Source organism: Sphingomonas xinjiangensis, assembly GCF_014199255.1.
Taxonomy (GTDB): Bacteria; Pseudomonadota; Alphaproteobacteria; order Sphingomonadales; family Sphingomonadaceae; genus Sphingomonas; species Sphingomonas xinjiangensis.
The window spans coordinates 53946-80278 of record NZ_JACIJF010000009.1 but is presented as its reverse complement, the minus strand read 5'-3'; the positions used below and the strand labels follow the sequence as shown (position 1 = coordinate 80278).

20 protein-coding genes are annotated in these 26333 nt (G+C 65.7%); 14 read left to right on the top strand and 6 right to left on the bottom strand.

All coding sequences use genetic code 11. The annotated features are described in order from the left end of the window. Positions 1–232: 232 nt before the first annotated feature. Positions 233–2248, top strand: coding sequence for a calcineurin-like phosphoesterase C-terminal domain-containing protein (locus tag FHT02_RS14410; protein WP_184088965.1), 2016 nt, complete (start codon positions 233–235; stop codon positions 2246–2248). 348 nt (positions 2249–2596) lie between these two features. On the opposite strand, the gene FHT02_RS14405 is transcribed toward FHT02_RS14410, so the two are convergent. Further along, positions 2597–2902, bottom strand: coding sequence for a hypothetical protein (locus FHT02_RS14405; RefSeq protein WP_184088963.1), 306 nt, complete (start codon positions 2900–2902; stop codon positions 2597–2599). A gap of 564 nt (positions 2903–3466) precedes the next feature. Between FHT02_RS14405 and FHT02_RS14400 the strand changes: the two genes are divergently transcribed. The 9 genes from FHT02_RS14400 to FHT02_RS14360 all read left to right on the top strand — a co-directional run bounded on the left by FHT02_RS14400 (position 3467) and on the right by FHT02_RS14360 (position 12461). Continuing rightward, complete coding sequence (locus FHT02_RS14400; protein ID WP_184088959.1) at positions 3467–3907, top strand: glycine zipper 2TM domain-containing protein; 441 nt, start codon at positions 3467–3469, stop codon at positions 3905–3907. A gap of 254 nt (positions 3908–4161) precedes the next feature. Beyond that, positions 4162–6642 carry a circularly permuted type 2 ATP-grasp protein gene (locus FHT02_RS14395; protein WP_184088957.1) on the top strand — a complete coding sequence of 827 codons (2481 nt, stop codon included), beginning with the start codon at positions 4162–4164 and terminating at the stop codon, positions 6640–6642. Between the two features lie 5 nt (positions 6643–6647). Then, positions 6648–7541 (top strand): transglutaminase family protein, encoded by an 894-nt coding sequence (locus FHT02_RS14390; RefSeq protein WP_184088955.1) that lies wholly within the window; start codon positions 6648–6650, stop codon positions 7539–7541. A 95-nt stretch (positions 7542–7636) separates the two neighbouring features. Further along, a complete protein-coding gene (locus FHT02_RS14385; protein WP_343056953.1) occupies positions 7637–8557 on the top strand; it encodes a DnaJ C-terminal domain-containing protein in 921 nt (306 codons plus the stop codon). A gap of 81 nt (positions 8558–8638) precedes the next feature. After that, positions 8639–9520 (top strand): YihY/virulence factor BrkB family protein, encoded by an 882-nt coding sequence (locus FHT02_RS14380; RefSeq protein ID WP_184088949.1) that lies wholly within the window; start codon positions 8639–8641, stop codon positions 9518–9520. Then, the gene (fabI, locus tag FHT02_RS14375; RefSeq protein ID WP_184088947.1) at positions 9517–10320 is read left to right on the top strand and encodes an enoyl-ACP reductase FabI; all 804 of its coding nucleotides are present in this window, start codon (positions 9517–9519) and stop codon (positions 10318–10320) included. Before FHT02_RS14380 ends, fabI begins: the two co-directional genes overlap by 4 nt. Then, positions 10317–10844: a GNAT family N-acetyltransferase gene (locus FHT02_RS14370; RefSeq protein ID WP_184088944.1), complete on the top strand. Its 528-nt coding sequence runs from the start codon at positions 10317–10319 to the stop codon at positions 10842–10844. The genes fabI and FHT02_RS14370 overlap by 4 nt, the downstream gene beginning before the upstream one ends. Beyond that, positions 10841–11908 (top strand): chorismate synthase, encoded by a 1068-nt coding sequence (gene aroC / locus FHT02_RS14365; protein ID WP_184088941.1) that lies wholly within the window; start codon positions 10841–10843, stop codon positions 11906–11908. The genes FHT02_RS14370 and aroC overlap by 4 nt, the downstream gene beginning before the upstream one ends. A gap of 133 nt (positions 11909–12041) precedes the next feature. Continuing rightward, complete coding sequence (locus FHT02_RS14360; protein WP_184088938.1) at positions 12042–12461, top strand: hypothetical protein; 420 nt, start codon at positions 12042–12044, stop codon at positions 12459–12461. A 39-nt stretch (positions 12462–12500) separates the two neighbouring features. Here FHT02_RS14360 and FHT02_RS14355 read toward each other — a convergent pair whose 3' ends face one another. After that, positions 12501–13790 carry an adenylosuccinate synthase gene (locus FHT02_RS14355; RefSeq protein ID WP_184088935.1) on the bottom strand — a complete coding sequence of 430 codons (1290 nt, stop codon included), beginning with the start codon at positions 13788–13790 and terminating at the stop codon, positions 12501–12503. A 135-nt stretch (positions 13791–13925) separates the two neighbouring features. Between FHT02_RS14355 and FHT02_RS14350 the strand changes: the two genes are divergently transcribed. Beyond that, a complete protein-coding gene (locus FHT02_RS14350) occupies positions 13926–14933 on the top strand; it encodes a fumarylacetoacetate hydrolase family protein (protein ID WP_184088932.1) in 1008 nt (335 codons plus the stop codon). Positions 14934–14944: 11 nt separating this feature from the next. Here the strand turns inward: FHT02_RS14350 and FHT02_RS14345 are convergent, their stop codons facing one another. The 4 genes from FHT02_RS14345 to FHT02_RS14330 are packed head-to-tail and all read right to left on the bottom strand — an operon-like array spanning position 14945 to position 21492. Further along, complete coding sequence (locus FHT02_RS14345; RefSeq protein WP_184088929.1) at positions 14945–15517, bottom strand: 2'-5' RNA ligase family protein; 573 nt, start codon at positions 15515–15517, stop codon at positions 14945–14947. Positions 15518–15528: 11 nt separating this feature from the next. After that, positions 15529–18891, bottom strand: coding sequence for an error-prone DNA polymerase (locus FHT02_RS14340; protein ID WP_184088926.1), 3363 nt, complete (start codon positions 18889–18891; stop codon positions 15529–15531). Beyond that, positions 18888–20876 (bottom strand): Y-family DNA polymerase, encoded by a 1989-nt coding sequence (locus FHT02_RS14335; RefSeq protein WP_184088923.1) that lies wholly within the window; start codon positions 20874–20876, stop codon positions 18888–18890. Before FHT02_RS14335 ends, FHT02_RS14340 begins: the two co-directional genes overlap by 4 nt. Continuing rightward, positions 20797–21492, bottom strand: a complete 696-nt coding sequence (locus FHT02_RS14330; RefSeq protein ID WP_184089175.1) for an ImuA family protein — start codon at positions 21490–21492, stop codon at positions 20797–20799. The genes FHT02_RS14335 and FHT02_RS14330 overlap by 80 nt, the downstream gene beginning before the upstream one ends. A gap of 278 nt (positions 21493–21770) precedes the next feature. Between FHT02_RS14330 and FHT02_RS14325 the strand changes: the two genes are divergently transcribed. The 3 genes from FHT02_RS14325 to FHT02_RS14315 all read left to right on the top strand — a co-directional run bounded on the left by FHT02_RS14325 (position 21771) and on the right by FHT02_RS14315 (position 26331). Further along, on the top strand, positions 21771–23858 hold the full coding sequence (locus tag FHT02_RS14325) for a M3 family metallopeptidase (RefSeq protein ID WP_246352417.1): 2088 nt from the start codon (positions 21771–21773) through the stop codon (positions 23856–23858). Between the two features lie 173 nt (positions 23859–24031). Continuing rightward, positions 24032–25297, top strand: a complete 1266-nt coding sequence (locus FHT02_RS14320) for a 3-methyl-2-oxobutanoate dehydrogenase (2-methylpropanoyl-transferring) subunit alpha (protein ID WP_184088917.1) — start codon at positions 24032–24034, stop codon at positions 25295–25297. Positions 25298–25326: 29 nt separating this feature from the next. After that, positions 25327–26331: an alpha-ketoacid dehydrogenase subunit beta gene (locus tag FHT02_RS14315; protein WP_184089173.1), complete on the top strand. Its 1005-nt coding sequence runs from the start codon at positions 25327–25329 to the stop codon at positions 26329–26331. Positions 26332–26333 lie beyond the last annotated feature (2 nt).

The following is a 26333-nucleotide window of genomic DNA, read 5'->3' as shown; positions in this document are numbered from 1 at the left end:
GCCAGCCCGCCTCGTCGATCCCGCGCCGCCACTAAGCGGGCCGTGTTGACATTTTGTGACATGAAAAGCGGTATCAGTCACATAGTCCAAATTCCAGACGGGCTTCTCCGGTTGAGCTTACGTCGCTCGCCTTCCTCGTTAACGAGAATGTGGTTTTAGTGTTGAGTTCCGTTGAGAGGCCGCGTAGGGCGCGCCGCCAGCGGTAGGGTCGCCGCACAAAGGGGGTTTGGGCATGATCAAGGCCAAGTGGCTGCATCACTTGCTGCTAGTCGTCGCCTTGGGGGCGCTGGTCCTGGCGTGGAGTGCGCTTGCGCAGGAGCGAGCGCCCGTCGATTCCCCCTATTTCGCGTCGATAGAGGTCGTGCCTGGGATCGATCCCTACGCCCGCACCGTGCACGGCACGGTGTTCGACGATGCCAACCGCAACGGCGTGCTGGACGGCGACGAGCATGGCCTTGGCGGAGTGAACGTGTCCAATGGACGCGAGGTGGTGAAGACCGGCGCCGACGGAGGCTACCGCCTGCCCGTGCGCAGCGACATGTCGGTGTTCGTGGTGCAGCCGAGCGGCTGGCGCGTGCCGACCGACCGGCGCTTCATCCCGCAATTCTCCTACGAGCATAAGCCGGCAGGCTCGCCCAAGCCGATGCGCTTCGGTGGCATGCCGAAGACCGGGCCGGTGCCACGCGCGATCAACTTTCCGCTCGCACCCAGCGTGGTGAAGGACGATTTCAACTGCGCGGTACTGGGTGATGTCCAGGTCTATTCGGGCGACGAGATCGGCTATGCCCGCGACTCGATCGTGCGCGAGTTGAAGGACCGCACGGGTGCCGCACCTGCCTGCATCTTCGCGCTGGGCGATCTGGTCGGCGACGATCTCGGCCTGATCCCGCGCCTTGCCGAGGTGCTCGGCGAGATCAAGGTTCCGCAATGGTGGGTGCAGGGCAATCACGACTATGATTCGGATGCCGATCGCGACTCCGACGCGTCCGACACCTGGCGCCGCCTCTACGGGCCGGCCACCTATGCCTTCGAAGTCGGCCGCGTGCTGTTCATCGCGCTCGACAATGTCGTTTACCCCTGCGGCAAGCATGACAACCGCAACGGTACGCGCCCATTCTGTGTCGAATATCCGCAGAAGAGCTATAATGGCCGCTTCACCGACGACCAGATGGCGTTCATCGCCAACCTGGTAAAGGCAACCGATCCCGGCAAGCTGATCGTGCTCGGCCACCACATCCCGCTGGTAGGCTTCGACAATGCCAAGGAATGGGCGCACCAGACCGACAACGCGCCCGAACTCTACGCGCTGCTCGAGGGCCGCCAGGCGCTCGACCTGTCGGGGCACAGCCACACGCTGGAAAATCTGGCGCCCGGCGAGTCCTATAATGGCTGGAAGGCCGCGGTGGGGGTCGACAAGCTGCCGTTCCGCCACTTGATCGCTGGCGCCGTTGCGGGCGACTGGTGGGGCGGCGACTATGACGTCGCCGGTATTCCGATGAGCCTGGAAGGCGATGGATCGCCGCGCGGCTATGTCGACATGCAGGTTCGCGGCCTGCACTACACCCTCGATTACCGTGCGACCGGCTTGCCGCGGGACAAGGCCATGTGGTTGTCGGTCAACACCCCGGATTTCCGCCGCTGGGCGACGACGCTGCTCGCCTGGCGCGCCGCCGACCGCGAGAAGCGCGGACCGGTGCCCCCGCTCAGCGTGCAGGACCTGCCCGACGAAAAACTGCTCACGCCAGCCGATCTGGCCGGCGGCAGCTGGATCACCGCCAATGTCTGGATGGGTGACAGCGCGACAAACGTGCAGGTCTCGATCGACGGCGCGCCTTTCATCGCCATGACGCACACCCAGGAAGCGCGGGGGGAGGATAGCCGGAGCGGCCCGGACTATGCTGATCCGTTCGCGCTCGAGCGCCAGCTGACGGTGGCGCGCACCGCCATCCAGAGCCGCTCTGGCGTCGCCGAGAACCAGGGCTTCATCCAAGGCCGCCAAACCCGATTTCCGGCATCGCCGCCCCAGCCCCAGGGTTCGGTGGCCGACCATAGCGCGCATCTCTGGAAACTGCGCCTGCCCCAGGAAATCGCGCCGGGTGTGCACAGCGCGCTGGTAACCGCGACACGCCCGCAAGGCGAAGCGGTGCGCGAGACACTGATATTCGAAGTGCGGCCGGATCGCCCGGCCCGCACCTTCCGCTGGGACAAGTGGAACGCCTTCAAGGATGGGCTGAGAGTTCCGGATTGATCGTGGCGGAAGCCGCGTGGTGCCTGCCTGCAGTCAGTGCGCCGTGCGGCTGCGGCGGTGAGGCGGGTGACACTGCGCCCGCCCTGTGCCCGCGCGTCCAATCGATCCCCGCTCTGATCCCGGCGCAGTTCAGCTTTCGCCCGGCGAGGGGAGGTTGGCACTCCCTCCGTTGTATCTCCTACTAAAAGATAGGCATTGGCGCCGTTCAGGGGACAGCCTCGACGTGGTGCCTGATCGTCGAAGGAACGGCGATCTCCTGCGGGTAAGATGCGATTTGCCGTGGCGACATCGGCGGGTACGTTTGCGGCATTCCTGCCGACGATCCGGTGATCGCCTCGCCCCCCGCTGTTATTCCGCCTGAAGCTCGTACCCGGCCAGCGCCCTTTGCACTGCGGGGTTGTGGGCATGACGCCGCTTCAGCCGGGCGAGTTCCGCATCGGTACCAGTGCATAGGCGCGTCAGCTGCCGCGAAATCTCGGCATTGCGGTCGGCGTCATAGGGCTCCTCGCCCCGGAAATGATCGCAGCCGTTGCGCCGGGTGATGAACCGCTGGACCTGGCGGGGCAGCGGGCGGACCAAGCGCTGCGGATCGAGGCCAGCCGCAGGCGCGGCGCAATTCGCGCAGAGTAGCAGGAGGAGCGCGGCGTGGGTCATGGGACCATTAGGCGCTCGGAAAACAGCGTCTGCAAGCTCTTCTCCGGCGCCTCGTGCGGGTCCAGCCCCGCCTCGCGCGCGATGGCGCCAAGCGCGGCGGTCGCGTGTGCCGTCAAGATGCGCGAGCAAATGCCGGGGACCGACATCGGGGATCATCATTAGACGGCGGTCGAGCGTGCAGATATTCTCCATGGCTTCCTTCAACATGGCGCGGAGCAAGCGGCTGGCGACCGGCTTGCCCCCGGGGGCGGCGGCATGAGGCTGGTCTGGATGCGCTTGGCGATGGCGTCGAGCACCACGACTTGGTGGTGCGCTCCATCATTGGCCGGACTGATCGGATCAGGTCCATCGCCTCGCGCGGCCATGTTTCAACACGGATGGCCGGTGAGCGTACAAGCGCGGCGGCAACGAAGATCAGGCGTGAAAAGGCCGGGTTCGAAAGTCGACGCCTGGCGCCCCCGGGGAACTTACCCCCTTATCGCGCCGTTCCTCAGCCCAGGACGCCTCGTCCGTGCGCTGCGGCCTGCCCCCCCCCAGCTGCAAGCGCGTTGAAGGAGTTTTTGCATGAAGAAGATCCTAGCCGCATTCGTGATGGCGTCGATGGCCGTCCCGATGGCAGCGGCCCCTGCTGAGGCGCAATCCAGCCGCCACTATCGCAACGACGATCGCGACAACAACCGTGGCGAGTATCGCCGGCGCGATAGCAACCGTGGCGATTACCGCTGGCGCGACAACGACCGGAATTGGGAGCCGACCCGCAGCTATCGTGAGGGCCGCCGCGACCGCGAACGTCGCCTCGGGCGCAACGATCGCATTTACAAGGGCCGCGATGGCCGCGCTTATTGCCGCCGCAATGACGGCACCACTGGCCTGGTGGTCGGCGGCATCGGCGGCGGCGTGCTCGGCAACCTTATCGGGGGCGGTACGCTCGGCACGCTGCTTGGCGCCGGCGGCGGCGCGCTGCTCGGCCGTGAAGTGGATCGCGGCAACGTCCGCTGCCGCTAAGCGGCAGCCAAGCCGATCGATGAAGCGGGCAGGGGAAACCCTGCCCGTTTTTCTTTCCTTTGCGCCCGCGATTGCCATCCGGCCTGCATGCCGGCTCCGCTCGGCTGAACTGCGATGACCGGCCCGAGGCATTGACCCGACAGCGCCAGGGGGCAATCCCGCGACGCAACCTCCGCAATGTTCCTTCGTTGCTAACCCACCCCCTTTCGCCCATCACCCGCCCAACGCCCTTAAACCAATCCGGGGAAGCGCTTTTGGCCAGCCCTGCCGCGCCCTTGTTCGATGCCGCCACCATCGCCGACCGCTGGATCGCCGATCACTGCGGCCATGCCGGCGGCAGCGATGTGCTCTGCGCGGACAGCTTCGATCCGGCCTGGCGGGCGCTGTTCGAAGAGCTCGCCGGTATCACCGGGGACGATTGGGGCTCGGTGCGCGAACGCGCGCGGCGGCATGCGGAGGATATCGGCACCGGCTTTCGCATCGCGGGTGAAGGCAAGGAGCGGCCTTGGCCGCTATCCCCCGTGCCGCTTTTATTGGAACAGGGCGAATGGCAGGGAATCGCCGCCGGCGTGACGCAGCGCGCCCGGCTGCTGGAAGCCGTGCTCGCCGATCTCTACGGCCCCGGGCGCTTGGTGCACGATGGCCATGTTCCGGCGGTGCTCGTCACCGGCAGCCCGTACTTCCTGCGCCCCCTCGACGGGCTCCACCCGCCGGGCGGCAGCCATCTCCATTTCGCTGCGTTCGACCTTTGCCGCGGTCCCACTGGTGAGTGGCGCGTGCTCGCCGACCATCTTCGCGCGCCCGCAGGCGCCGGTTTCGCGCTGGAGAACCGTTTGGCGATGGCACGCACCGCGGGCGGGCTCCAGTCGCGGCTCAACATCGAACGGCATGCGCCCTTCTTCGCGGCATTTCGCGACGGGCTTGCCGCGCGCTGCCGCCGTGCGGACCCGCGCATCGCGTTGCTGACGCCAGGCCGGCTCAATCCCAGCTATGCCGAACAGGCGCATCTCGCGCGCTACCTCGGCTTCCTGCTGGTCGAGGGCGCCGATCTGGCGGTGATCGAGGACCAGCTGTACGTCCGCACCATCGCCGGGCTGAAGCGGATCGATGCGCTGTGGCACCGGCTCGATCCGCGGCTGCTCGACCCGCTGGCGCTGGATTCGCACTCCACCATCGGTGTGGCAGGGCTGGTGGATGCGATGGCGGCGGGCAATGTCGTCGTCGCGAACGCCCCCGGCGCGGCGCTTGTGGAGGCGGCGGCGTTCGCGGCCTTTCTCCCCGCGCTGGCGGCGCACTTGCTCGGGGAGCCGCTCGCCTTGCCGAACATCGCCACCTGGTGGTGCGGCGGTGATGCCGAACAGGCCCATGTCGCCAACCATCTCGACGATCTGGTGGTCGGCTCCGCCTTTGGACCCGCGCCGCTCGGGCTGCCCGGCTCCGGACCTGTGCTCGGCGCCTCGCTCGACGCGGTCCAGCGTGCCGCGCTGCTCGAAGACCTCGCGCGACGCCCACAGGATTATGTCGGCCAGGAAGTGGTGCGCCTTTCTACCATGCCGGTGCCCGACAATGGCGGTTTGGCGGCGCGTCCGTTTACCCTGCGCGTGTTCGCTGCCCGCGGTCCCGATGGCGACTGGACCGTCCTGCCGGGCGGCTTCGCCCGTATCGGCCGCCATGCCGATGTGCGCGCGGCAGTGATGGGGGAAGGGGACTGGTCCGCCGATGTCTGCGTGCATGGCCCAGAGCCGGTGGCGCCGGTGTCGCTGCTTCCGGCCGGCGACGGCGTCGCACTTCGCCGGAACCCGGGCACCTTGCCGTCGCGTGTCGCCGACAATCTCTTCTGGCTGGGCCGGTACCTCGAACGGGGCGAGGCGCTGCTCGCCGTGCTTCGTGTGCTGCTGGGCCATTCGATCACTGCCGATACTGGCGCCGCGCTCGACGCAGCCACCGTCGACCGTCTGGCGCGCCTCGTGGTCACCGCCAATGCTGCACCAACGCCCAAGGGGCTGCGCCGCGCCGACCTGACGCAGCTTGTCCGTACGGCGATGGAAGGCGAGGGCGACTGGTACAGCGTCCGCGCGATCAACGCCCAGGCGCGGTTGATCGGCGAAGTCTCGCGCGACCGTCTCTCGGCCGACATGATCCGGCTGCTCGACGCGCCATTTCCCGAACGCGGCGTGTTGCTCGACCGCGCCGGATCGCTCCAGCGCCGCTACTCCGCGCTGGCCGGACTTGCCGCCGAACATATGGCGCGTACCGATGCGTGGCGCTTCCACGATCTTGGCCGCCGCGTCGAGCGGGCGCAGGCGACGCTGCGCTTCCTTCGCATCTTTGGCGCGGCTGACGCGACCGCCGACGATCTGTCTACCTTGCTCGATCTTGCCGACAGCCAGATCAGCTATCGCCAGCGCTATCTTGCCGGAATCGCGCGGGCGGCGGTGCTCGATCTCGTCGCTTTGGATCCGGGCAACCCGCGCGGGGTCGCTTTCCAGGTTGCTGCGATATCAGGCCATCTCAATGCGTTGCCGGTGCTATCGGACGATGGGTTGGCCGAGCCGCAGCAGGAGCAGGCACGAATGCTCGCGGCCACGCTGGTCACCACCAGGGTGCACGGGCTCGACGATCCCCTGCTGAACGGGCTCTTGTCGCGGATCGATGAACTTTCTGCTGCGATATCAAAGCGCTATTTCCTTCAGGGCAACCAGCCGCTGCGATCCGCTTCGCTGATCTGGGTGTAGACGAGATGCTCTACCAAATACGCCACCGCACCCGCTTTCACTATGACCAGCCGGTCGCGTTCGCCCGCAACAACCTCCGTCTCAAGCCGATCCTGTGGTCTGGCCAACAGCTGGAGGCGTATGAGCTCCGGATCGATCCGCAGGGCCGTACCTTCCCCGCCCGCGCCGAAGCCGGACTTGCCAACGTCGTCCGTCTCGTCCTCGATGCGCCGGCCACGTCGCTGACCATCGAAAGCCGTGCGCGCGTTCGCGTCGAGCGTCCCATCCCCATGCCTCAGCCGGACGATCCGCCCCTGGCGCAGATCGCCGCCTGGACCCGCAACAGCCGCGACGCATCGCCCGGCAGTCCTGCGGCCTATCTCTTCCCTTCGCCGCTGATCCCGCTCGACCAGGGCATCGCCGAATGGTGCGCGCCCGACCTTGCGCCGGACCGCGGCATCCTAGACGCCGCGCTCGCCCTTGCGCTCCGCATCCAGCGCGAGTTCCTCTTCGACCCGCATGCCACGCTGGTCGACACATCGCCGCGCGACGCTTTCGCCAAGCGGGGCGGCGTGTGTCAGGACTTTGCGCAGATCATGATCGCCGGGCTCCGCAGCGCCGGCATGCCTGCGGCCTATTGTTCGGGCTACCTCCGTACCCTGCCGCCGCCCGGTCAGCCGCGCCTGGTCGGCGCCGATGCCACCCATGCGTGGGTGCTCGTTTGGGCGGGCCCACGGCTCGGCTGGATCGGCATCGATCCTACCAATGGGATCTGGATGGCCGAGGATCACGTCGTGGTCGCCATCGGCCGCGACTATGCCGATGTCGCGCCCATTGACGGCATCGTGCTTGGCTCGGGTGCGCAGAAGATGGACGTTTCCGTGGATGTCGAGCCGCTGGAGGACATCGCCGCGGCTTGAGGAGCCTTGCGTAACGCCGCGCGTGCGACAATCTTCCATTCAAACGATCCGCCTCTATGAGCGGATATGCATTTGTTTGTTCAACGGGGAAATTAGTGGCCGATCCTTATGCAACTCTGGGCGTGGCACGAGGCGCGAGCGAAGCCGACATCAAGAAGGCGTATCGCAAGCTCGCCAAGGAGCTCCACCCCGACCGCAACAAGGACAACCCAAAGGCCGCGGAACGCTTCAGCAGCGTGACCCAGGCCTATGACCTGCTCAACGACAAGGACAAGCGCGCCCGCTATGACCGCGGCGAGATCGACGGCGATGGCAATCCCGCCGCGCCGTTCGGCTATGGCGGCGGTGGCGGTCCGCAGGGTGGCTTCCAACCCGATTTCGGAGGGGAAGGCGCGGACTTCGGCGATATCTTCGACGGGTTGTTCGGCGGCGGTGCGCGGCGCGGCAATGGTGGCTTCAGCGGCGGTTTTGGCGGGTTCGGCAGGCGCGGCGCGGTCAAGGGCGCTAATGTGACCTACCGTCTGGCTGTCTCTTTCGAAGATGCCGCCAGACTCAGCCCGCAGCGGATCACGCTTCGCGACGGCAAGAGCATCGACTTGAAACTGCCGGTGGGCGTCGAGACGGGCACCCAGATGCGTCTCGCCGGAAAAGGCGATGAGGGGCCGGGTGGCCCCGGTGACGCGATCGTCAGCATCGAAGTGCAGCCGCACCGTTTCTTTACCCGTGCCGAGGACGACATCCGCCTGGACCTGCCGATCAGCCTATCCGAAGCAGTGCTGGGCGCGGAGGTTCGCGTGCCGACGCCGGACGGCGCGGTGATGCTCAAGGTGCCCAAGGGGTCGACCTCTGGGAAGACGCTGCGCCTCAAGGGCCGTGGCTTCCACAAGAAGGGCGGTGGCCGAGGCGACTTGCTGGTCACGCTGATGGTCGATCTTCCAGTCGATGACGATGCGCTGATCGAGTTTGCGCAAGGTTGGCAGAATAAGGGGAACCCGCGGGGCCGCATGGGCGTCTGAGCCCATGTGACCGAACAGGGGATATCGCCGGAGTCGCCGGAAGCACGCCGGCGTGGCCTTGGCAGCACGCTGCATGGGCGAATGAGCGAGATGGGCTTTTCGGAGCGCTTCTTCGTCGTGACCAAGCGCGTGGCGATCGGAACGTTCAACGAAGGTTTCACGTACGCCGGAAACCTCGCCTATCTCTCGCTCGTCACGCTGTTCCCCTTTTTCATCGTAGCGGCCGCGATCGCACAGCTGGTAGGGCGGAACGCCGAAGGGGTCCGTACTCTCGAGGTCTTTCTGCAGACCGTTCCGCCTGACGTCGCCGACGTGCTGCGCAAGCCGATTTCCGACGTGTTGCAGGCGCGGACCGGCAATCTGCTGTGGTTCGGCGGGTTGGTGGGACTCTGGACGACGGCAGGGTTCATCGAAACGCTGCGCGGCATCCTTCGTTCGGCATATGGAACTCAATCCAGCACCCCGTTTTGGCGCTATCGGCTCGGTGCCGTCGGCCTGATCATCGGCGCCGTCATGCTCGCGCTGATCGCGCTGAGCCTTCAGGTCGTATTAGGTGCGGTGGAGCAGTTCCTGTACAAGATTCTGCCTTTGGCGACCGATGCCCAGCAAATCGTTTCGGTTTCCAGGTTCGCGCCGGCTCTGGTGTTGTTCGGCGCGCTCTATTTGTTGTTCTACTCGCTAACCCCCCAACGCTACCGCAAGCATGCCTGCCCGAAATGGCCCGGGCCGGCATTCGTTACGGCATGGTGGATCGCGACCAGCTGGGCGCTGCCGCTCAGCCTTTCGACGCTCGGCGGCTATGATCTCACCTATGGCAGTCTGGCGGGCGTGATGATCGCGCTCATCTTCTTCTATATCATCGGCCTGGGCGTGGTGATCGGCGCGGAACTCAACGCGGCTCTGGCGGAAGTACCCCCGGACAAGCTAGGGGAGGCTCCTGAAAAGGAGAACGTGGCGTCGTGACGGGATTGATGCAGGGAAAGCGCGGGCTGATCATGGGACTCGCCAATGATCGTTCCTTGGCGTGGGGCATCGCGCAGAAGCTGCGTGAACAAGGCGCTGAGTTGGCGTTCAGCTATCAGGGCGAGGCGCTGGAGAAGCGTGTGCGTCCGCTGGCCGAACAGCTTGGCAGCGACTTTCTGATCGACTGCGACGTATCTGACATGGGCGCACTGGACACGGCGTTCGAAGCACTGGCGGCGCGTTGGCCCACCATCGACTTCGTCGTTCATGCAATCGGGTTTTCCGACAAGAACGAGCTGCGCGGCGGCTATGTCGACACCAGCCTCGATAATTTCCTGATGACGATGAATATCAGCGTGTATTCGTTCGTCGCGGTTGCGCAGCGCGCGTCGAAGATGATGCCGAACGGTGGCAGCCTGCTGACACTGAGCTATTATGGCGCCGAGAAGGTGATCCCGCATTACAACGTGATGGGCGTCGCAAAGGCAGCACTGGAGACTAGCGTTCAGTATCTCGCAGTCGATCTCGGCCGCGACAAGATCCGCGTCAACGCAATCTCTGCAGGGCCGATCAAGACGCTGGCTGCGTCCGGCATCGGCGACTTCCGCCTGATCCTGAAGTGGAACGAGCTCAATTCGCCACTCAAGCGCAACGTTACGATCGAAGATGTCGGCGGCGCCGGCCTGTATTTGCTCAGCGATCTGTCGAGCGGCGTCACCGGCGAAACGCATCATGTGGACGCGGGCTACAACGTCATCGGTATGAAGGCCGAGGACGCGCCCGACATCGCGCTCGCGTGAGCATCGCGGTTCGCCCGGCAACGGGCGGCGACGTGGCGGCGATCGACGCGCTGCTCCGGCGTGTTTCCGCCAGGAGTGAAGAGGCGGGCTTTGTCCAGCGTCTGTGCATGGACGGTGACATGGTGCTGATGCTCGTCGCGGACGACGAGGACAGCGGCGCCTTGGCCGGGGCAGTGGTGTTTAGCCGCATGACCGCCGAGGTTGGCGGCAAATCGATCGCCGCCGTCGCGCTTGCGCCGCTGGCGGTCGCACCGGACTATCGTGACGCGGGCGTCGGTGAGGCGCTGGTGCAGGCTGGCTTGGCGCATCTGGGCCCCGCGGGTGCGATGCTCTGCTTCGTGCTCGGCGAGCCCGACTTCTATGCGCGGTTCGGCTTCTCGCCAGATTGGGCGCGCGGGTTTGCCTCGCCTTACGCCGGAGACTATCTGCTGGCGCTGCCGCTGCAAGGTGGCGCCATGCCGTGCGGCGAGCGCGGCGCAGCGACGCACGCGGCGGCGTTCGCGCAACTGAGCGGGGACTGGTGAGCTACAACAGCTTCGGACGCGTATTCCGCTTCACGACATGGGGGGAGAGCCACGGACCGGCTCTGGGCGCGGTGGTCGACGGCTGCCCGCCCGGGCTCAATCTGTCTGAAGCCGACATCCAGCCGTTCCTCGACAAGCGCCGGCCGGGCCAATCGCGCTTCACGACGCAGCGCCAGGAGCCAGATCAGGTGCGGATTCTGTCGGGCGTGTTCGAAGGGCGCACCACGGGCACACCGATCAGCCTGATGATCGAGAATGTCGACCAGCGGTCGAAGGATTATTCGGACGTTGCGCAGGCCTATCGCCCCGGCCACGCTGATTATGCGTACGACGCCAAATATGGTTTCCGCGACTACCGCGGCGGCGGGCGGTCCTCTGCGCGCGAAACCGCGGCGCGCGTGGCGGCGGGCGCAGTGGCGCGACTGGTGATACCCGAAGTGCGTATCCGCGCCTGGGTAGAGGCGATCGGCGGCGACTCCATCGATCAAGCCGCGTTCGATGCGCAGGAGATCGACCGCAATCCGTTCTTCTGCCCCGACGCGGAAGCGGCGCACCGCTGGGAGGCATTGGTCGATGCCGCGCGCAAGGCCGGCTCATCGCTCGGTGCGGTGATCGCCTGCGAAGCGGTGGGCGTGCCTGCCGGTTGGGGCGCTCCGCTTTACGCCAAGCTCGACAGCGAACTTGCCGCCGCGTGCATGTCGATCAACGCCGTGAAAGGCGTGGAGATCGGCGATGGCTTCGCAGCGGCGGCGCTTACCGGTGAACAGAATGCCGATGCGATGCGCCCCGGAACCGATGGCCCGGCGTTTCTGGCCAACCATGCCGGTGGCATTGCTGGGGGCATCTCCACGGGGCAAGCGGTGCGCGTGCGCGTTGCATTCAAGCCGACCAGTTCGATCCTCACTCCCGTGCCCACCATCAGCCCGAGCGGCGAAGCCACCGAGATCGCGACCAAGGGTCGCCATGATCCGTGCGTCGGAATTCGCGGTGCGCCGGTCGTCGAAGCCATGATGGCACTGGTGCTCGCCGACCAGAAGCTGTTGCATCGCGCGCAGGTGGGCTAAGAACCTGATCCAAGTTGCATGGGCAACGATGGGCAGTGGTCCGAATACGGCAAGCAGACAAAAAGAATCGCAACCACAGTCATCTATGCTCGTTTTACCTCCTGTACGTTCCACAAGCGCAGGAGTTCGATACATGCGTATTACTTCCTTGATCCTCGCCGGCGCTTTGTTGCTCCCGGCAGCAGCGATTGCCCAGACGACGACCGGCAGCGGCTCCACGGGCACGGCCGGCGGTGGTCAGACGACGACCACCACGTCGCCACAGACGGGGGCGGGCACCAGCACCAGCTCGACGCATAGCGGTCATGACCGCGCGGGCACGACCAGCACCCGCCGCTCTGGGCGCACTGGTACGACCGGTACAACCGGCTCGGGAACCATCGGAACCGGCCAGACGGGTTCGGGGTCGACGACCACGACCACGCCGGATACCGTCCCGCAGAGTGGCGACACGCTGGGTCAGCCGGGCTCGTCGCCCATGGGTACCGGCAGCACCGCGACGACCGGTTCCACCGGCACCACGACGACGGGCACGGTTCCACCGCGCCTGTAAGGCCAAGGAAACCCGGCGGCAGCTGCCGCCGGGTTTGCCTCAGTCCGCGAAGGGATCCCGGACGAGGATCGTATCCTCACGCTCCGGGCTCGTCGACACCAATGCCACAGGGCATTGGATCAGTTCTTCGACACGGCGGATATATTTAATGGCCGCAGCCGGCAGCTCGGCCCAGCTGCGCGCGCCGGCAGTCGATTCCGACCATCCTGGCATGGACTCGTAGATCGGCTCCACCAGTGCCTGATCCGCGGCATTCGCAGGATAATAATCCAGCGACTGGCCACGCACCGTATATCCGGTGCAAACCTTGATTTCCTTAAAGCCGTCCAGCACGTCCAGCTTGGTCAGCGCGATGCCGGTAATGCCCGACACCGCGACCGATTGGCGCAGCAGCACGGCGTCAAGCCAACCGCAACGCCGCTTACGGCCGGTGACCGTGCCGAACTCGCGCCCGCGCGTGCCCAGCCTCTCGCCGATTTCATTGTCCTGTTCGGCCGGGAAAGGCCCTGAACCCACGCGAGTCGTGTAGGCCTTTGCGATGCCCAGCACGAAGCCTACGGCATTGGGTCCAAGCCCCGAGCCACCCGCTGCAGCGCCGGCAATGGTGTTGGACGAAGTAACGAACGGGTAGGTGCCGTGATCGACATCCAACAGCACGCCCTGCGCGCCTTCGAATAGGATACGGCGACCGCGTGCGCGCGCCTCGTTCAACATGCGCCATACCGGCTTGGCGAAAGGCAGGACGAAGCCGGCGATCTCGCGCAATTCCTGCACCAAGGCCGCACGGTCGATCGGCGGCTCACCGAAGCCGGCGCGCAGCGCGTCGTGATGTGCGGCGAGGCGATCAAGCTGCGGTCCCAGTTCGTCGAGATGGGCAAGGTCGCACACGCGGATCGCGCGGCGGCCGACCTTGTCTTCATATGCCGGGCCGATGCCCCGCCGCGTGGTGCCGATTTTGCCCGCGCCGCTCGCATCTTCGCGCAAGGCGTCCAGATCGCGATGGAAGGGGAGGATCAGCGGGCAGGTGTCCGCCACCATCAGCGTGTCGGGGGTGACATCCACGCCTTGGCCGCGAATCCGCTCCACCTCGTCGCGCAACGCCCAGGGATCGAGGACCACGCCGTTGCCAATCACGCTGGGCGTGCCGCGGACGATGCCCGACGGGAGCAGCGACAGCTTGTAGACATTTTCGCCCACCACCAGCGTATGGCCGGCATTGTGCCCGCCCTGGAAGCGGACGACCACGTCGGCGCGCTCCGCGAGCCAGTCGACGATCTTCCCCTTGCCTTCATCGCCCCACTGGGCGCCGATCACTGCGACGTTTGCCAAGTTCCGCTTCCTTTCGCGGGCGCCCTAATCGTCTGCGGAGGCTGCGTCCACGGACTTGTGCACTTCACTGCCCCTCCACGCAGCAACTCGACACCATCGGTGCTGCGGCTATGAATGGGAAAAAGGAGAGAGTGCATGAAACTGGCGAGCCTCAAGCATGGACGCGACGGCAAGCTCGTGGTGGTGTCCGACGACCTGGCCTGGTGTGCGGATGCCAGCCATATCGCGCCGACGCTGCAAGCTGCGCTCGACGATTGGGAGCGGCTTGAGGGAGATCTGCGCAACCTTGGCACCGACTTGGCGCACGAGGCGATCCCGCGGGAGCGCTTTCACGAGCGCATGGCGGCGGCACCCCTGCCGCGCGCCTATCAATGGGCGGACGGGTCGGCTTATGTGAACCATGTCGCGCTGGTTCGTCAGGCTCGCGGGGCGGAGATGCCGGAAAGCTTCTGGCACGATCCATTGATGTACCAGGGCGGATCGGACGGGTTCCTCGGCGCACGCGATTCGATCCCGCTCGCCGATGAAGCATGGGGCTGCGATCTTGAAGCAGAAGTGGTCGTGGTTACCGGCGACGTGGCGCAGGGCGCGACGCGTGACGAAGCGCTGGCAGCGGTGCGGCTGATCGGGCTGACCAACGATGTGTCGCTTCGCAACCTCATTCCCGGCGAACTCGCCAAGGGCTTTGGCTTCTTCCAGTCCAAGCCGGCGAGCAGCTTTTCGCCGGTCTTCGTCACGCCCGACGCCGTGGGCGAGCGGTGGAAGGACGGCAAGCTGCACGGCAAGCTGATGGTGGACCTGAATGGCGAGCCCTTCGGCCGGGCCGAAGCGGGCGAGGACATGACCTTCGACTTCGGCACGCTGATTGCGCATGCGGCGAAGACGCGGCGGCTGGGCGCAGGGACGATCATCGGTTCGGGTACGGTATCCAATCGCGACGCGAGCGGCGGCCCCGGCAAGCCGATTGCCGACGGTGGCGTCGGGTATTCCTGCCTGGCCGAGGTGCGTACGGTGGAGACGATCCTGCGCGGCAAGCCCGAGACGCCGTTCCTGAAGGCCGGCGACACGGTGCGCATCTGGATGGAGGACGAGCGTCATCATCCGATCTTCGGCGTGATCGAGCAGGCGGTGGAGGCGAGCTGAGCGTCCGTCGCTCAGCCCTGCGCCAAAGTCATAAAATCGAATGCACCCTGCTTGGCGCTTAGCTCCCAGCGGCCATGGAGCTTGTGACCCTCGCCTTGGATGCTGTTGATAAGCAGCAGTTCCTCCATACGCCAATGGAATGGCAAAACCGTTTCGGCCTGCTTCTGCCAGTTGCCATAGGCAAGTGTCAGGTGCGGATCGAAATCATAGTCGGACAGCGGAATGCCCAAGCCGATTATGCGGTGCACAAGCTCTCGTTGAAGCACCCGCAAAGCGCGCGCATTCGAGCCCATGAGCGCGTTGTTCTTCATCTGGTCGAGCAGAAACAAGGGTGGTTCAGCTTGGAGCGAAGCCGCGGCAAAGCGGATTTGTTCGAGCTGTGTGGGCGACAGGGTTCTGATGTCGCCGAGAGGTTGGAGCGTGATGTGAAAGTGCTCGAACGGGTACGTGTCCTGCAGGCCGAGAATGCGACGCTGCCGATCAATTTCCAACGCCAGTGCGTGCGGCGGTTTCGTCATGAAGTAGAGCTGCTGCTCTCGGTGGTAGGAACGCAGGGTAGTCGCTTCGGAAGCAAAGCCGAGCATGGTTGTTACTCCTAATGAAAGTCGCGCGACTTCACAGGGATGACCGTGTCGTCATACGGGCCGGCCAGCGCGGCATAGCGCGACGGCGGAGGGTTCCAGTGCTTCCGCGTGCGTGGGTCCGCGCCACCATTGCGGGCGCCATCTGACGGCGCCGTCATTCGCGGCAGATCGGCATTGCCGACCTGGCGGAGCAGGTGCGTGAGGTCGATCACTTCCTCGGCAATGATGTGTACCACCAGCCCCTCGCGCTGGACCCGGCCGCGCACCGCGATCATCGTCGCCGACATGATGATCCGGCGGAAGATGCGGAAGTTGCGCTCCCATACGATCGCGTTGGCGATGCCGGTTTCGTCTTCGATCGTGATGAACACGCTCTTGGCACTGCCCGGCTTCTGTCGGACCAGGATGATGCCGGCGATGGTTATCCGAGCGCCGTCCTTGAGCACGAAATTGTCCTTGCTTCGCTCCTCGACCAGCCTGCCGCACGGCATGATGCGGTCGTGTGCGAGCCCTTCGCGCAGAAAGGCGACCGGATGCGCGCGTAGCGTCAGCTGGGTGGCGCGGTAGTCCTCGACCACTTCGCGGCCCTGCGTCATCGGCACCAGCGCCACCGGTGATTCCGCCGCCTCGGGCAGTATTTGCCCCTCGCGTTCGTCGGCGGCAGCGAACAAGGGCAGCGGCGTGTCGCCCAATGCCTTGATCGCCCACAATGCCTCGCGCCGATTGTGCCCGAAGCATTGAAACGCATCGGCGCGTGCCAGCTTTTCGAGCGCCGCCACCGTGACGCCAGCGCGGCGCCAGACATCGTGCACAGACGAAAAGGGACCATTGACCCGGGCATCGATGATTTTCGTAGCCTGCTTTTCATCCAGACCATGAACGATCCGCATGCCCAGCCGCAGGGGCCTGAGGTCTGCCCAGTCCGCTTCGGTACCGGCGAAGCGCAGCGGCCGCACGCGCGGCGCCGACAACGCGTCCACCACGCTGGTGTCCCATTCGCTGGCGTTGACGCAGACGGGGTGCACCTCGACGCCATGCTCGCGTGCGTCACGGACGATCTGGGCGGGCGCGTAGAAGCCCATCGGCTGCGCGTTGAGCAGCGCGGCGCAGAAGATGTCGGGGTGGTGACACTTCACCCAGGACGATGCATAGGCGATCTTGGCGAAGCTAGCCGCATGACTCTCGGGGAAGCCGTAGCTGCCAAAGCCTTCGATCTGCCGAAACGTGCGCTCGGCAAAGTCCTGCGCATAACCATTGGCGACCATGCCGTTGATCATTTTGTCATGAAAATGGCTGACGCCGCCGGTCATCTTGAACGTGGCCATGGAGCGGCGAAGGCCATCTGCCTCCGCCGCAGTAAAGCCGGCGCCGACGATCGCTACCTTCATCGCCTGCTCCTGGAACAGTGGCACGCCGAAGGTTCTGTGCAGCACCCTTTCCAGCTCCGGCTTGGGATATTCGGGCTTCTCCTTACCTTCTCGACGGCGCAGATAGGGATGCACCATATCGCCCTGGATCGGCCCGGGACGTACGATAGCGACCTGGATGACGAGGTCGTAAAACTCCCTCGGCTTCAACCGCGGCAGCATCGACATCTGTGCGCGGCTCTCGATCTGGAAGGTGCCCAGCGTGTCGGCGCGCTGGATCATCTCAAAGGTCGTATCGTCATCGTCTTGCATCGCACGCGACGCGAGCGTCAGCCGGATTTCCTTCCGCCGTTCGAGCAGGTCAAAGGCCCTGCGCATGCAGCCGAGCATGCCGAGGCCAAGAATGTCGACCTTCATCAGACCAAGCGTCTGAATGTCGTCCTTTTCCCACTCGATAACCCGACGCTCGGCCATCGTTGCCGGTTCAATCGGTACGATCTCGTCGAGGCGATGCTGCGCCAGCACGAAGCCACCGGGATGCTGGGACAAGTGGCGCGGGGTGCCGATCAGCTGTTTCGCTAAGTCGAGGGTCAGAGCCAGTCGCGGATCACTCGAATCAAGGTTCAGTGCATCGAGATGTTCCTGAGGCACGCCTGCTTCGGACGAGCCCCAAGTCTGACTGACAAGGCTGCCGGTCAGGTCTTCGGGCAATCCTAGGGCTTTGCCGACCTCGCGTACCGCGCCGCGCGTGCGAAACCGGCTGACCACGGCGGTCAAGGCAGCATGGTCATGGCCGTAGGTCTGATAGATCCACTGGATCACCTCCTCTCGCCGCTCATGCTCAAAATCGATGTCGATATCGGGCGGCTCCTGGCGCTCGCCCGAGATGAAGCGCTCGAACAGTAATTCGTGCTTGATCGGGTCGATCGAGGTGACACCAAGCACATAGCAGATCAGCGAGTTGGCGGCCGATCCGCGCCCCTGGCACAGGATATTCTGGCTCCGCGCATATTCGACGATTGAGTGTACGGTCAGGAAATAGGGCGCGTAATCGAGCCGCTTCACGAGCCGCAGCTCCTTTAGGAGCAGTTTGGCGTAAGGGCGGGGCTTAGAGCCCCCGAATTGCCGGCGCAGCGCGGCCCAGGCGAGCTTTTCCAGCGCACGCTGGGGCGTCTGGCCACTCATCACGATCTCGTCGGGGTAGCGATAGCGGATTTCCCGCAGTGAAAAGGTGCATCGCTCCACGATCGCTTCGTTTGCAGCCAACGCTTCGGGAAAGTGGCGAAACCGCCACGCCATGGCCTCGGGCGGCTTGAGGTGGCGATCGGCACTGCGTTCGCGCCTGAAGCCCAATTCGTCGATCGTGCACTTTTCACGGATTGCGGTCACCACGTCCTGAAGCATGCGCCTGTCGGGATGGTGAAAGAGCACGTCGCCGGCCGCGAGAGAGGTAAGGCCATGCCGACGCGCGGCCTGATCCAGCTGGTATAGCCGCATGGCGTCGCCGGGACGCCGTTGGCGCGTCAGACAGACATACCCGCGGCCCTCGAATATTTCCGCCATCCAGCGCAGCGACAGCGGATCGCCGGCGTCGGCAAAACCGGGGACCAAAGCACTTACCAAGCCTTGCGCATGCTCCGCCACATCCTCCCAATGGAGGAAGCACTTCCCTTTTTCGCCATGCTGCGCGTCGGCACGCGATTTGCCGAGCGTGAGCATGCGCGTGAGCTGGCTCCCGGCTGTTCCATCTTCAGGCCAAACCAGCAGCGATGTGCCGTCTACCAGGTCGAGGCGGCAACCAACGACTGGGCGCACCCAGATTCCAGACTTTTCCTTGATCTCCTCCGCCGCGTGCAAGGCGCGGACTACGCCCGCCACGGAGTTGCGGTCGGTTATGCCGAGCGCGGGCATGCCCATCTTTGCGGCTGCTTTGAACAATTGTTCGGGCGCTGACGCCCCGCGCAGGAACGAATAATGCGTGGTCACCTGAAGTTCGGAATAAGTCATCCGAACACCCCGTGCAGATACCAGCTGAGATCGCCGGTGACCGGGCGCTCGCCATCGCCCGAGCGGAACAGCCAATAGCGATGACCGGCATCGTCCTCGACATGGAAATAGTCGCGCACGGCATGGCGTTCGGCATCACGCTTCCACCATTCGCCGAAGATGCGCTCGGGTCCGTCGGCGCGGATGACCTTGTGCGCCTGGCCGCGCCAGGTGAAGCGCCGGGGCGGCTGGTCGGGCAGTTCGGCCATGACATGGTCGAGCCGTTCGGGCCGGCGCAGCAGCCGGGCGGGCTTGCGCCAGCCGGGATGCCAGGGATGCAGCGCAGCCTGACGGTCAAGGCCGCGGACGTCCCCGGTTTTGAGCGTAGCCGCCGTCCGTTCGGGCGGATCGAGCACCGGCGCGCGCGCGGCGCTGCGTTCGGGCACGTCGCTTTCGACCGGACGGGTGCGCCACATGCGCCGTTCGCCGATCCGCGTGGCGAGCGTGTCGACCAGCGCGGCGAGGTCGGGTGCTGCCTCTTCGTCCAGCCTTTCGGTCACAGGCTCGGGCCCCAGCCGCTCGCCGCGGCGCAGGTGCAGCGTCATGGCGTCGATGCCGTAGCCGGGCGCGACCTGCTCGATGCGACGCAGCAGCAGGCGCAGCAGGTGGGCGGGATCGCGATTGGGGCGGGCGAGGCCGATCGCGATCCGCTGCGGCACGCCATCGATGCGATCCGCGACCAGCTCGACACGGCGCGCGCCGAGACCCGCCTGAGCGAGTGCGAGGGCAAGCCTGGGGACGAGTTCGCCCAGCCAATGGGCAATGGCTTCCGGACTGGCGATCGGTTCGGCGAAACGCTGCGTCACGGCAAGCGGCTCGGGCGGCACCACCGGGTGGAGCGGTTCGGCGAGGTGGCCGAGCGCCTGGTCGAGGCGAAGCACGATGCTCGCCCCGAAGCGGCGCACCAGCGGCGCGCGCGGCATGGCGAGCAGCTGGCCGATCTGGTTGACGCCCAAGCGGTGGAGCAGTTCGATCTGCTTGGCATCCAGGCGCAGCGCTTCGGTGGGAAGCTGGGCAAGCAGGGCGGGGTGCTCGCCGGGCGGGCAGAGCAGGACGTTGCCTTCGCCCCATCCGCCGAAGTTGCATTCCGCGGGGACGTGGGTGGCGGCCCAGGCTGCGCCCGCGGTATCCGCCACTGCGACCTGTGCGGTGACGCCGAGCCGCGCGAGCATGCGTACCAGCCGCCGCGTCATGCGAGCTTCGCCGCCATGAAGATGGGTGACGCCGCTCAAATCGAGGAACAGCGTGTCCTCACCCTCGATCGCAACCGTCGGCGTCCAGCGGCGGGCGAGCGCGATCGCCAGCCGCTCGAGATCGGCGCGGTCACCTTCGGGATCGGCGGGGCGGATGTCGAGCCCCGCCACCTGTGCGCGGGCCTTGGCGAGTGCCATGCCGGGGGTGATGCCGAGCGCCTGCGCGGCGGGGCAGGCGCCGGCGACGAGCTGGCGGTTGCCGGTGCGCAGCGCCGTGACGAGCGGGGCGCTTAAATCCTCCCCGGAACGGGGAGGGGGACCATGCGAAGCATGGTGGAGGGGAATCGCCGCGAGCGAAACCTTCGGGGCGGCCCCCCCTCCACCACCAGGTGCGCTGGCGGTCCCCCCCCCCGTGCCGGGGGGGAGTTGAGGATGTCCCCATGCGTCTGTCTTGATCCGCTTGAAGGCGTGGTCTGCGGCGACGTCGCAGCGGCCGAGGTCGCGGATCGGCGGGCGCTGGTGCTCGGGCAGCGCGTCGATGTGGGCCTGGCGCTTGTCCCGCGCCCAGCGCGCGCCGGGACGCCAGCCGCCACCACGCGGCACCGAGCAACCCTTGGCATGCTCGGCGGCCATGGCGGCGCTGATCGCGTCGAGACCGGCAGGGGCGCGCGCCTCAGGCGGCGCGCGTCGCTCTGCCCGCCGCAGCCGGTCGATTGCCCAGCTTGGCAGGAAGATCGCAGCGACCCGTGGCATCGCATGCCTCCACTTCTAGTTCGAATGAATCCCCCCCGCGTTGCCGCGCGACGCTGAGGCGCCAGCGCGGGCGGCCGATCCCCTCCACCGGCAGCGGGGTCGACGGGGCCGAGGCCACCCGCCAGCGCGTCACTGCGGCTGAGGGCGCGCCGAGCGGATCGACGCCTTCGCGCGAATGGCGCTTCATGAGCAGGGCGATTGTCCGTCCGCCCTCGGCCGCCAGTTGCAGCCGGCGGGTGGCGGGCATCGCCACGCGTTTCACTTCGCCGATCACCGCGCCCAGGCCGCGATGGCGCAGCCCTTCCTCCATGATCGCCAGCGCTTCGGCGTCGTCGACCGCCTCGGCATAGATCAACCTTTTATGGTCGAGCCCGACTTGCGACAGCCCGGGCGCGAACAGATCGTGGCGGCGCACCACCCACAGCACCGGTCCCCAGGCGCGTGCGGCGATGCCGGCCATGAACAAGGTTGCCGCGCAATCGTCGCCCATGTCGGGGGTGGTGCCGGCAACCTCGTGCAGCGCATCGAGCCGCAGCCCCTTATCGCCCAGCCGCTTATCGAGCGCGCCTATGCCGAAGGGCAGCACCGGGCGGCGCTTGAACCCGCCGGTTTCCATGGCGCGGAGTTGCTCGCGAAGCTGGGTCAGGATAGCAGGATCTGGCACGGCGCGACTCGATAGGGGGGACTCGGGGAACGGCAATGTTCCTATTCTGTTCCAACTGGCGGTTGAGTCAACCAGGCAATGCGATTCATCCACAAGCCATTGCCACGCTGCGTATATTCCCTAGGCTGTGCGCTTTTCGCACTGCCTTCGGAGCCAACTGAATGATCCTCAGCCCACGTCTTGCGTTGCTTGCTTCCCCGGCACTCCTCGCCTTGCCCTCCGGAGCCGCAATGTCCCAGACCGCCCCCCAAGCCGCCCCCGCCGCCACCGCTGCGGTCGACCCCGCGCCGCTGCTGACGCCGTGGCCCGGCGGCCATGAAGGGGTTCCGCCCTGGGATAAGGTGAAGCCGGCGATGTTCCCGGCCGCGTTCGAGCAGGCGATGACCAACGCTCGCGCCGAATTCGTGAAAATCCGCGACAACCCCGCCGCACCCACCTTCAAGAACACCATCGAAGCCAGCCAATTGTCGGGCGAGCAGATGGGCCGGCTGTTCGCCGTGTGGGGCGTGTACCAGAGCAATCTGGCGACCCCAGAGGTGCAGGCGATCGCCACCGAATGGAGCCCGAAGATCTCGGCCTTCTTCACCGAGCTGAGCCTGGACCCCAAGATGTTCGCGCGGGTGAAGACGCTGTACGACAAGCGCCAGAGCCTGGGCCTCAACGCCCAGCAGATGCGGCTGCTGGAGCGCGACTATCGCGATGCGGTCACTTCGGGCGCGTTGCTGAACGACGCGCAAAAGGGCGAAGTGAAGCGGATCAACCAGGAGCTGTCGCGCGCCTATACCGAGTTCAGCCGCAAGGTGCTGGCGGACGAGGAAAAGGCAATCGTGCTCGACAACGAAGCCGAGCTTGCCGGACTGTCCGACAGCTTCAAGGCGAGCCTGGCCGAAGAAGCCAAGGCGATGGGCCAGCCGGGCAAGTGGGCGGTGAAGAACACCCGCTCCTCGGTCCAGCCGCTGCTGATGTACGCGACCAACCGGCCGCTGCGGCAGCGCATCTACAACGCGTTCATCAACCGCGGCGACAATGGCGACGCGAACGACACCAACGCGACCATCGCCCAGATCCTGAAGCTGCGCCAGGAGCGCGCCAAGATCCTGGGGTTCAAGAACCATGCCTGGCTGCGCATGGACGACACCATGGCCGAGACGCCGGAGAATGCGACGAAGCTGATGATGTCGGTATGGCCCGCCGCGGTCGGCCGGGTGAAACAGGAAGTCGCCGACATGCAGGCGCTGGCCAACAGCGAAGGCGCCAAGATCACGGTCGAGCCCTGGGACTATCGCTTCTACGCCGAGAAGGTGCGCAAGGCGAAGTATGACCTGGATGAGAATGAGATGAAGCCGTATCTTGAGCTGGGCAACATCCTGAACGGCGCCTTCTGGGCGGCGGGGCAGCTCTACGACCTCGACTTCAAGGAAAACACCGGGGAGATCCCGGTCTTCCATCCAGACGTTCGCACCTTCCAGGTTCTGGACCACAAGACCGGCAAGGAAGTCGGCATCTTCTATTTCGACGGCTATGCCCGGGCGGGCAAGCGGTCGGGCGCGTGGGCGACCAGCTATCGCGGGCGTTCGGGGCTGCGCGGTAACCACATCGTGCTGGCGTCGAACAACAACAACTTCACCAAGGGCGGGGCGGGGCAGCCGACGCTGATCAGCATCGACGATGCAACGACGCTGTTTCACGAGTTCGGCCATGCGCTGCACAGCCTGCTGTCCAACGTCTATTATCCGGGCCTGGGCGGCACCCCGCGCGACTTCGTCGAATATCCCAGCCAGGTGAACGAGAACTGGCTGATGACGCCTGAGGTGCTCAACCGCTTCGCCAAGCATTACCAGACCGGCGCGTCGATGCCAGCGGCACTGGTGGCGAAGATCGAGAAGGCGTCGACCTTCAACCAGGGGTTCGACACCGTCGAATATCTGTCTTCGGCGATCGTCGACATGAAGCTGCACGACCGCGAGGTGCCGGTGAGCGATCCGGACGCGTTCGAGCGTGAGACGCTGGCGAGCATCGGCATGCCGCGCGAAATCGTGATGCGGCACCGGTTGCCGCAGTTCAATCACCTGTTCTCCAGCGATGCGTACTCGGCAGGCTATTATTCGTACCTGTGGTCCGAGACGATGGATGCCGACACCTGGGCGGCGTTCCAGGAAGCGGGCGGCCCGTGGGACAAGGCGACCGCCGAACGGTTCCGCAAGACGCTGCTGGCGACGGGTAACGAGACCGACCGCAAGGACGCGTACAAGGCATTCCGCGGGCGGGATCCCGATGTGAAGGCGCTGTTCAAGCGGCGCGGGTTCCCGACGCAGTAAGCAGTCGCACCGCCCCCCTCGCATTGGGTGGCGAGGGGGGCGGTATCACCTGAAACTATCTACGTCAGGGCTGCTGCCCCAACTCGACAGGGCGTTTGAAATTTTATAACAAGCACCGGAAACACGATCCCGCGCGTTCTGGAAGAACGACTCGGGTCAATTCTGGAGAGCCCATGGACGCCCCGCGCGCCAATCTGCCGCCGCTTTCGCTGCACGTGCCCGAGCCCAAATTCCGTCCGGGCGACGAAGCCGATTTCAGCGACGTGGACGTGCCGCCCGCCGGTTCGGCCCGCCGTCCCGACACCGCCGATAAGGCCGACAGCTTCCACGAACTTGCCTATACGCTGATCCGGGTGCTGGACGATGCGGGCCAGGCGGTCGGGCCGTGGAATCCCCGGCTCGATGCCGATGCGCTGCGGAAAATGCTTCGGTCGATGGCGCTGACCCGCGCGTTCGACGAGCGCATGTTCCGCGCCCAGCGCCAGGGCAAGACCAGCTTCTACATGAAATCGACCGGCGAAGAGGCGGTGTCGGTGGCCGCGACGATGGCGATGGCGTCGGACGACATGTGCTTCCCCAGCTATCGCCAGCAGGGCATTTTGCTCACCCGTGGCTACCCGCTGGTCGACATGATGAACCAGATCTATTCGAACAGCGCCGATCCACTGCAGGGTCGCCAGCTTCCGATTATGTATTCGTCGAAAGACTACGGGTTCTTCTCGATCTCCGGCAATCTTACCACGCAATATCCGCAGGCAGTGGGCTGGGCGATGGCGAGCGCAGCCAAGGGCGACACGCGCATCGCCGCGACCTGGTGCGGCGACGGATCGACCGCCGAGGGCGACTTTCACTCGGCGATGATTTTCGCCACCGTGTACAAGGCGCCGGTTATCCTGAACGTCGTCAACAACCAGTGGGCGATTTCGAGCTTTTCGGGCTTTGCGGGTGCCGAGGCGACGACCTTTGCGGCACGCGCGATCGGCTATGGGATTGCCGGGCTGCGCGTCGACGGCAACGACGCGCTGGCGGTCTATGCCGCGACGCAGTGGGCGGCCGAGCGCGCGCGGACCAACCAGGGGCCGACGCTGATCGAGCATTTCACCTATCGTACCGAAGGGCATTCGACCTCCGACGATCCCACCGCCTATCGCTCGGCGGGGGAGCCGACCGCATGGCCGCTGGGCGACCCGATCCGGCGACTGAAGGATCACCTGGTCGCGATCGGCGAGTGGGACGAGGAGCGTCAGGCGGCGATGGATCGCGAGTGCGCCGAGGAAGTGAAGCGCGCGCAGAAGGAAGCCGAGAAGAACGGCATTCTGGGCCACGGCATGCACCAGCCATTCGAGACGATGTTCGAGGGCGTGTTCGAGGACATTCCCTGGCACCTGAAGGAACAGCAGCAGCAGATGATCGCCGAGCGCAAGGCGGCGGGGATATGAGCGACGCCGCGCAGGCGGGCACTCCCCGCATGAACATGATCCAGGCGATCAATTCGGCCATGGACGTGATGATGGAACGCGACCCCAACATGGTCGTGATGGGCGAGGATGTCGGCTATTTCGGCGGCGTGTTCCGCGCCACCGCCGGCCTCCAGGCGAAGTACGGCAAGACCCGCGCGTTCGACACGCCGATCACCGAGATCGGCATCATCGGCGTGGCGATCGGCATGGGTGCGTACGGGTTGCGGCCGGTGCCCGAGATCCAGTTCGCCGATTACATCTATCCCGCGCTGGACCAGCTGGTGAGCGAGGCTGCGCGGCTGCGCTATCGCTCCAACGGCGACTTCACTTCTCCTATCACGGTGCGTTCTCCTTATGGCGGCGGCATCTTTGGCGGGCAGACCCACAGCCAGTCGCCGGAAGGCATCTTCACACACGTTTCAGGCATCAAGACGGTGATCCCGTCGACGCCATACGATGCCAAGGGGCTGCTGATCGCCGCGATCGAGGACAATGATCCGGTGCTCTTTCTGGAGCCCAAGCGCATTTATAACGGCCCGTTCGACGGGCATTACGACCGGCCGGCTAGGAACTGGACCGCGCATCCGGCAAGCGAAGTGCCCGCGGGGCATTATCGCGTCGAGCTGGGCAAGGCGGCGACGGTGCGCGAGGGCGAGGCAGTGACGATCCTGTGCTACGGCACGATGGTGCATGTCGTCGCGAGCACGGTGGAGGAGATGGGCGTCGACGCCGAGATCATCGACCTGCGCACTTTGGTGCCGCTCGACATCGACGCGATCGAGGCGTCGGTGAAGAAGACCGGGCGGTGCATGATCGTGCACGAGGCGACGCGCACTTCAGGTTTCGGCGCGGAGCTGGCGGCGTTGGTGCAGGAGCGGTGCTTCTATCACCTGGAGGCGCCGATCGAGCGCGTCACTGGCTTTGACACGCCATACCCCCATAGCCTTGAATGGGCGTATTTCCCGGGCCCCGTCCGCATCGGCGAGGCGCTCAAGAAGATCCTGAAGGACTGACT

Excerpts from the sequence above, each read along its gene's own strand:
- FHT02_RS14350 (WP_184088932.1), top strand. The coding sequence starts at position 13,926 with ATGAAACTGGCGAGCCTCAAGCATGGACGCGACGGCAAGCTCGTGGTG.
- FHT02_RS14390 (WP_184088955.1), top strand. The coding sequence starts at position 6,648 with ATGCTCTACCAAATACGCCACCGCACCCGCTTTCACTATGACCAGCCG.
- FHT02_RS14315 (WP_184089173.1), top strand. The coding sequence starts at position 25,327 with ATGAACATGATCCAGGCGATCAATTCGGCCATGGACGTGATGATGGAA.
- FHT02_RS14400 (WP_184088959.1), top strand. The coding sequence starts at position 3,467 with ATGAAGAAGATCCTAGCCGCATTCGTGATGGCGTCGATGGCCGTCCCG.
- FHT02_RS14410 (WP_184088965.1), top strand. The coding sequence starts at position 233 with ATGATCAAGGCCAAGTGGCTGCATCACTTGCTGCTAGTCGTCGCCTTG.
- FHT02_RS14340 (WP_184088926.1), bottom strand. The coding sequence starts at position 18,891 with ATGACTTATTCCGAACTTCAGGTGACCACGCATTATTCGTTCCTGCGC.
- FHT02_RS14405 (WP_184088963.1), bottom strand. The coding sequence starts at position 2,902 with ATGACCCACGCCGCGCTCCTCCTGCTACTCTGCGCGAATTGCGCCGCG.
- FHT02_RS14330 (WP_184089175.1), bottom strand. The coding sequence starts at position 21,492 with ATGGAAACCGGCGGGTTCAAGCGCCGCCCGGTGCTGCCCTTCGGCATA.
- FHT02_RS14380 (WP_184088949.1), top strand. The coding sequence starts at position 8,639 with ATGAGCGAGATGGGCTTTTCGGAGCGCTTCTTCGTCGTGACCAAGCGC.
- FHT02_RS14360 (WP_184088938.1), top strand. The coding sequence starts at position 12,042 with ATGCGTATTACTTCCTTGATCCTCGCCGGCGCTTTGTTGCTCCCGGCA.
- FHT02_RS14325 (WP_246352417.1), top strand. The coding sequence starts at position 21,771 with ATGTCCCAGACCGCCCCCCAAGCCGCCCCCGCCGCCACCGCTGCGGTC.
- FHT02_RS14320 (WP_184088917.1), top strand. The coding sequence starts at position 24,032 with ATGGACGCCCCGCGCGCCAATCTGCCGCCGCTTTCGCTGCACGTGCCC.
- FHT02_RS14335 (WP_184088923.1), bottom strand. The coding sequence starts at position 20,876 with ATGCCACGGGTCGCTGCGATCTTCCTGCCAAGCTGGGCAATCGACCGG.
- FHT02_RS14345 (WP_184088929.1), bottom strand. The coding sequence starts at position 15,517 with ATGCTCGGCTTTGCTTCCGAAGCGACTACCCTGCGTTCCTACCACCGA.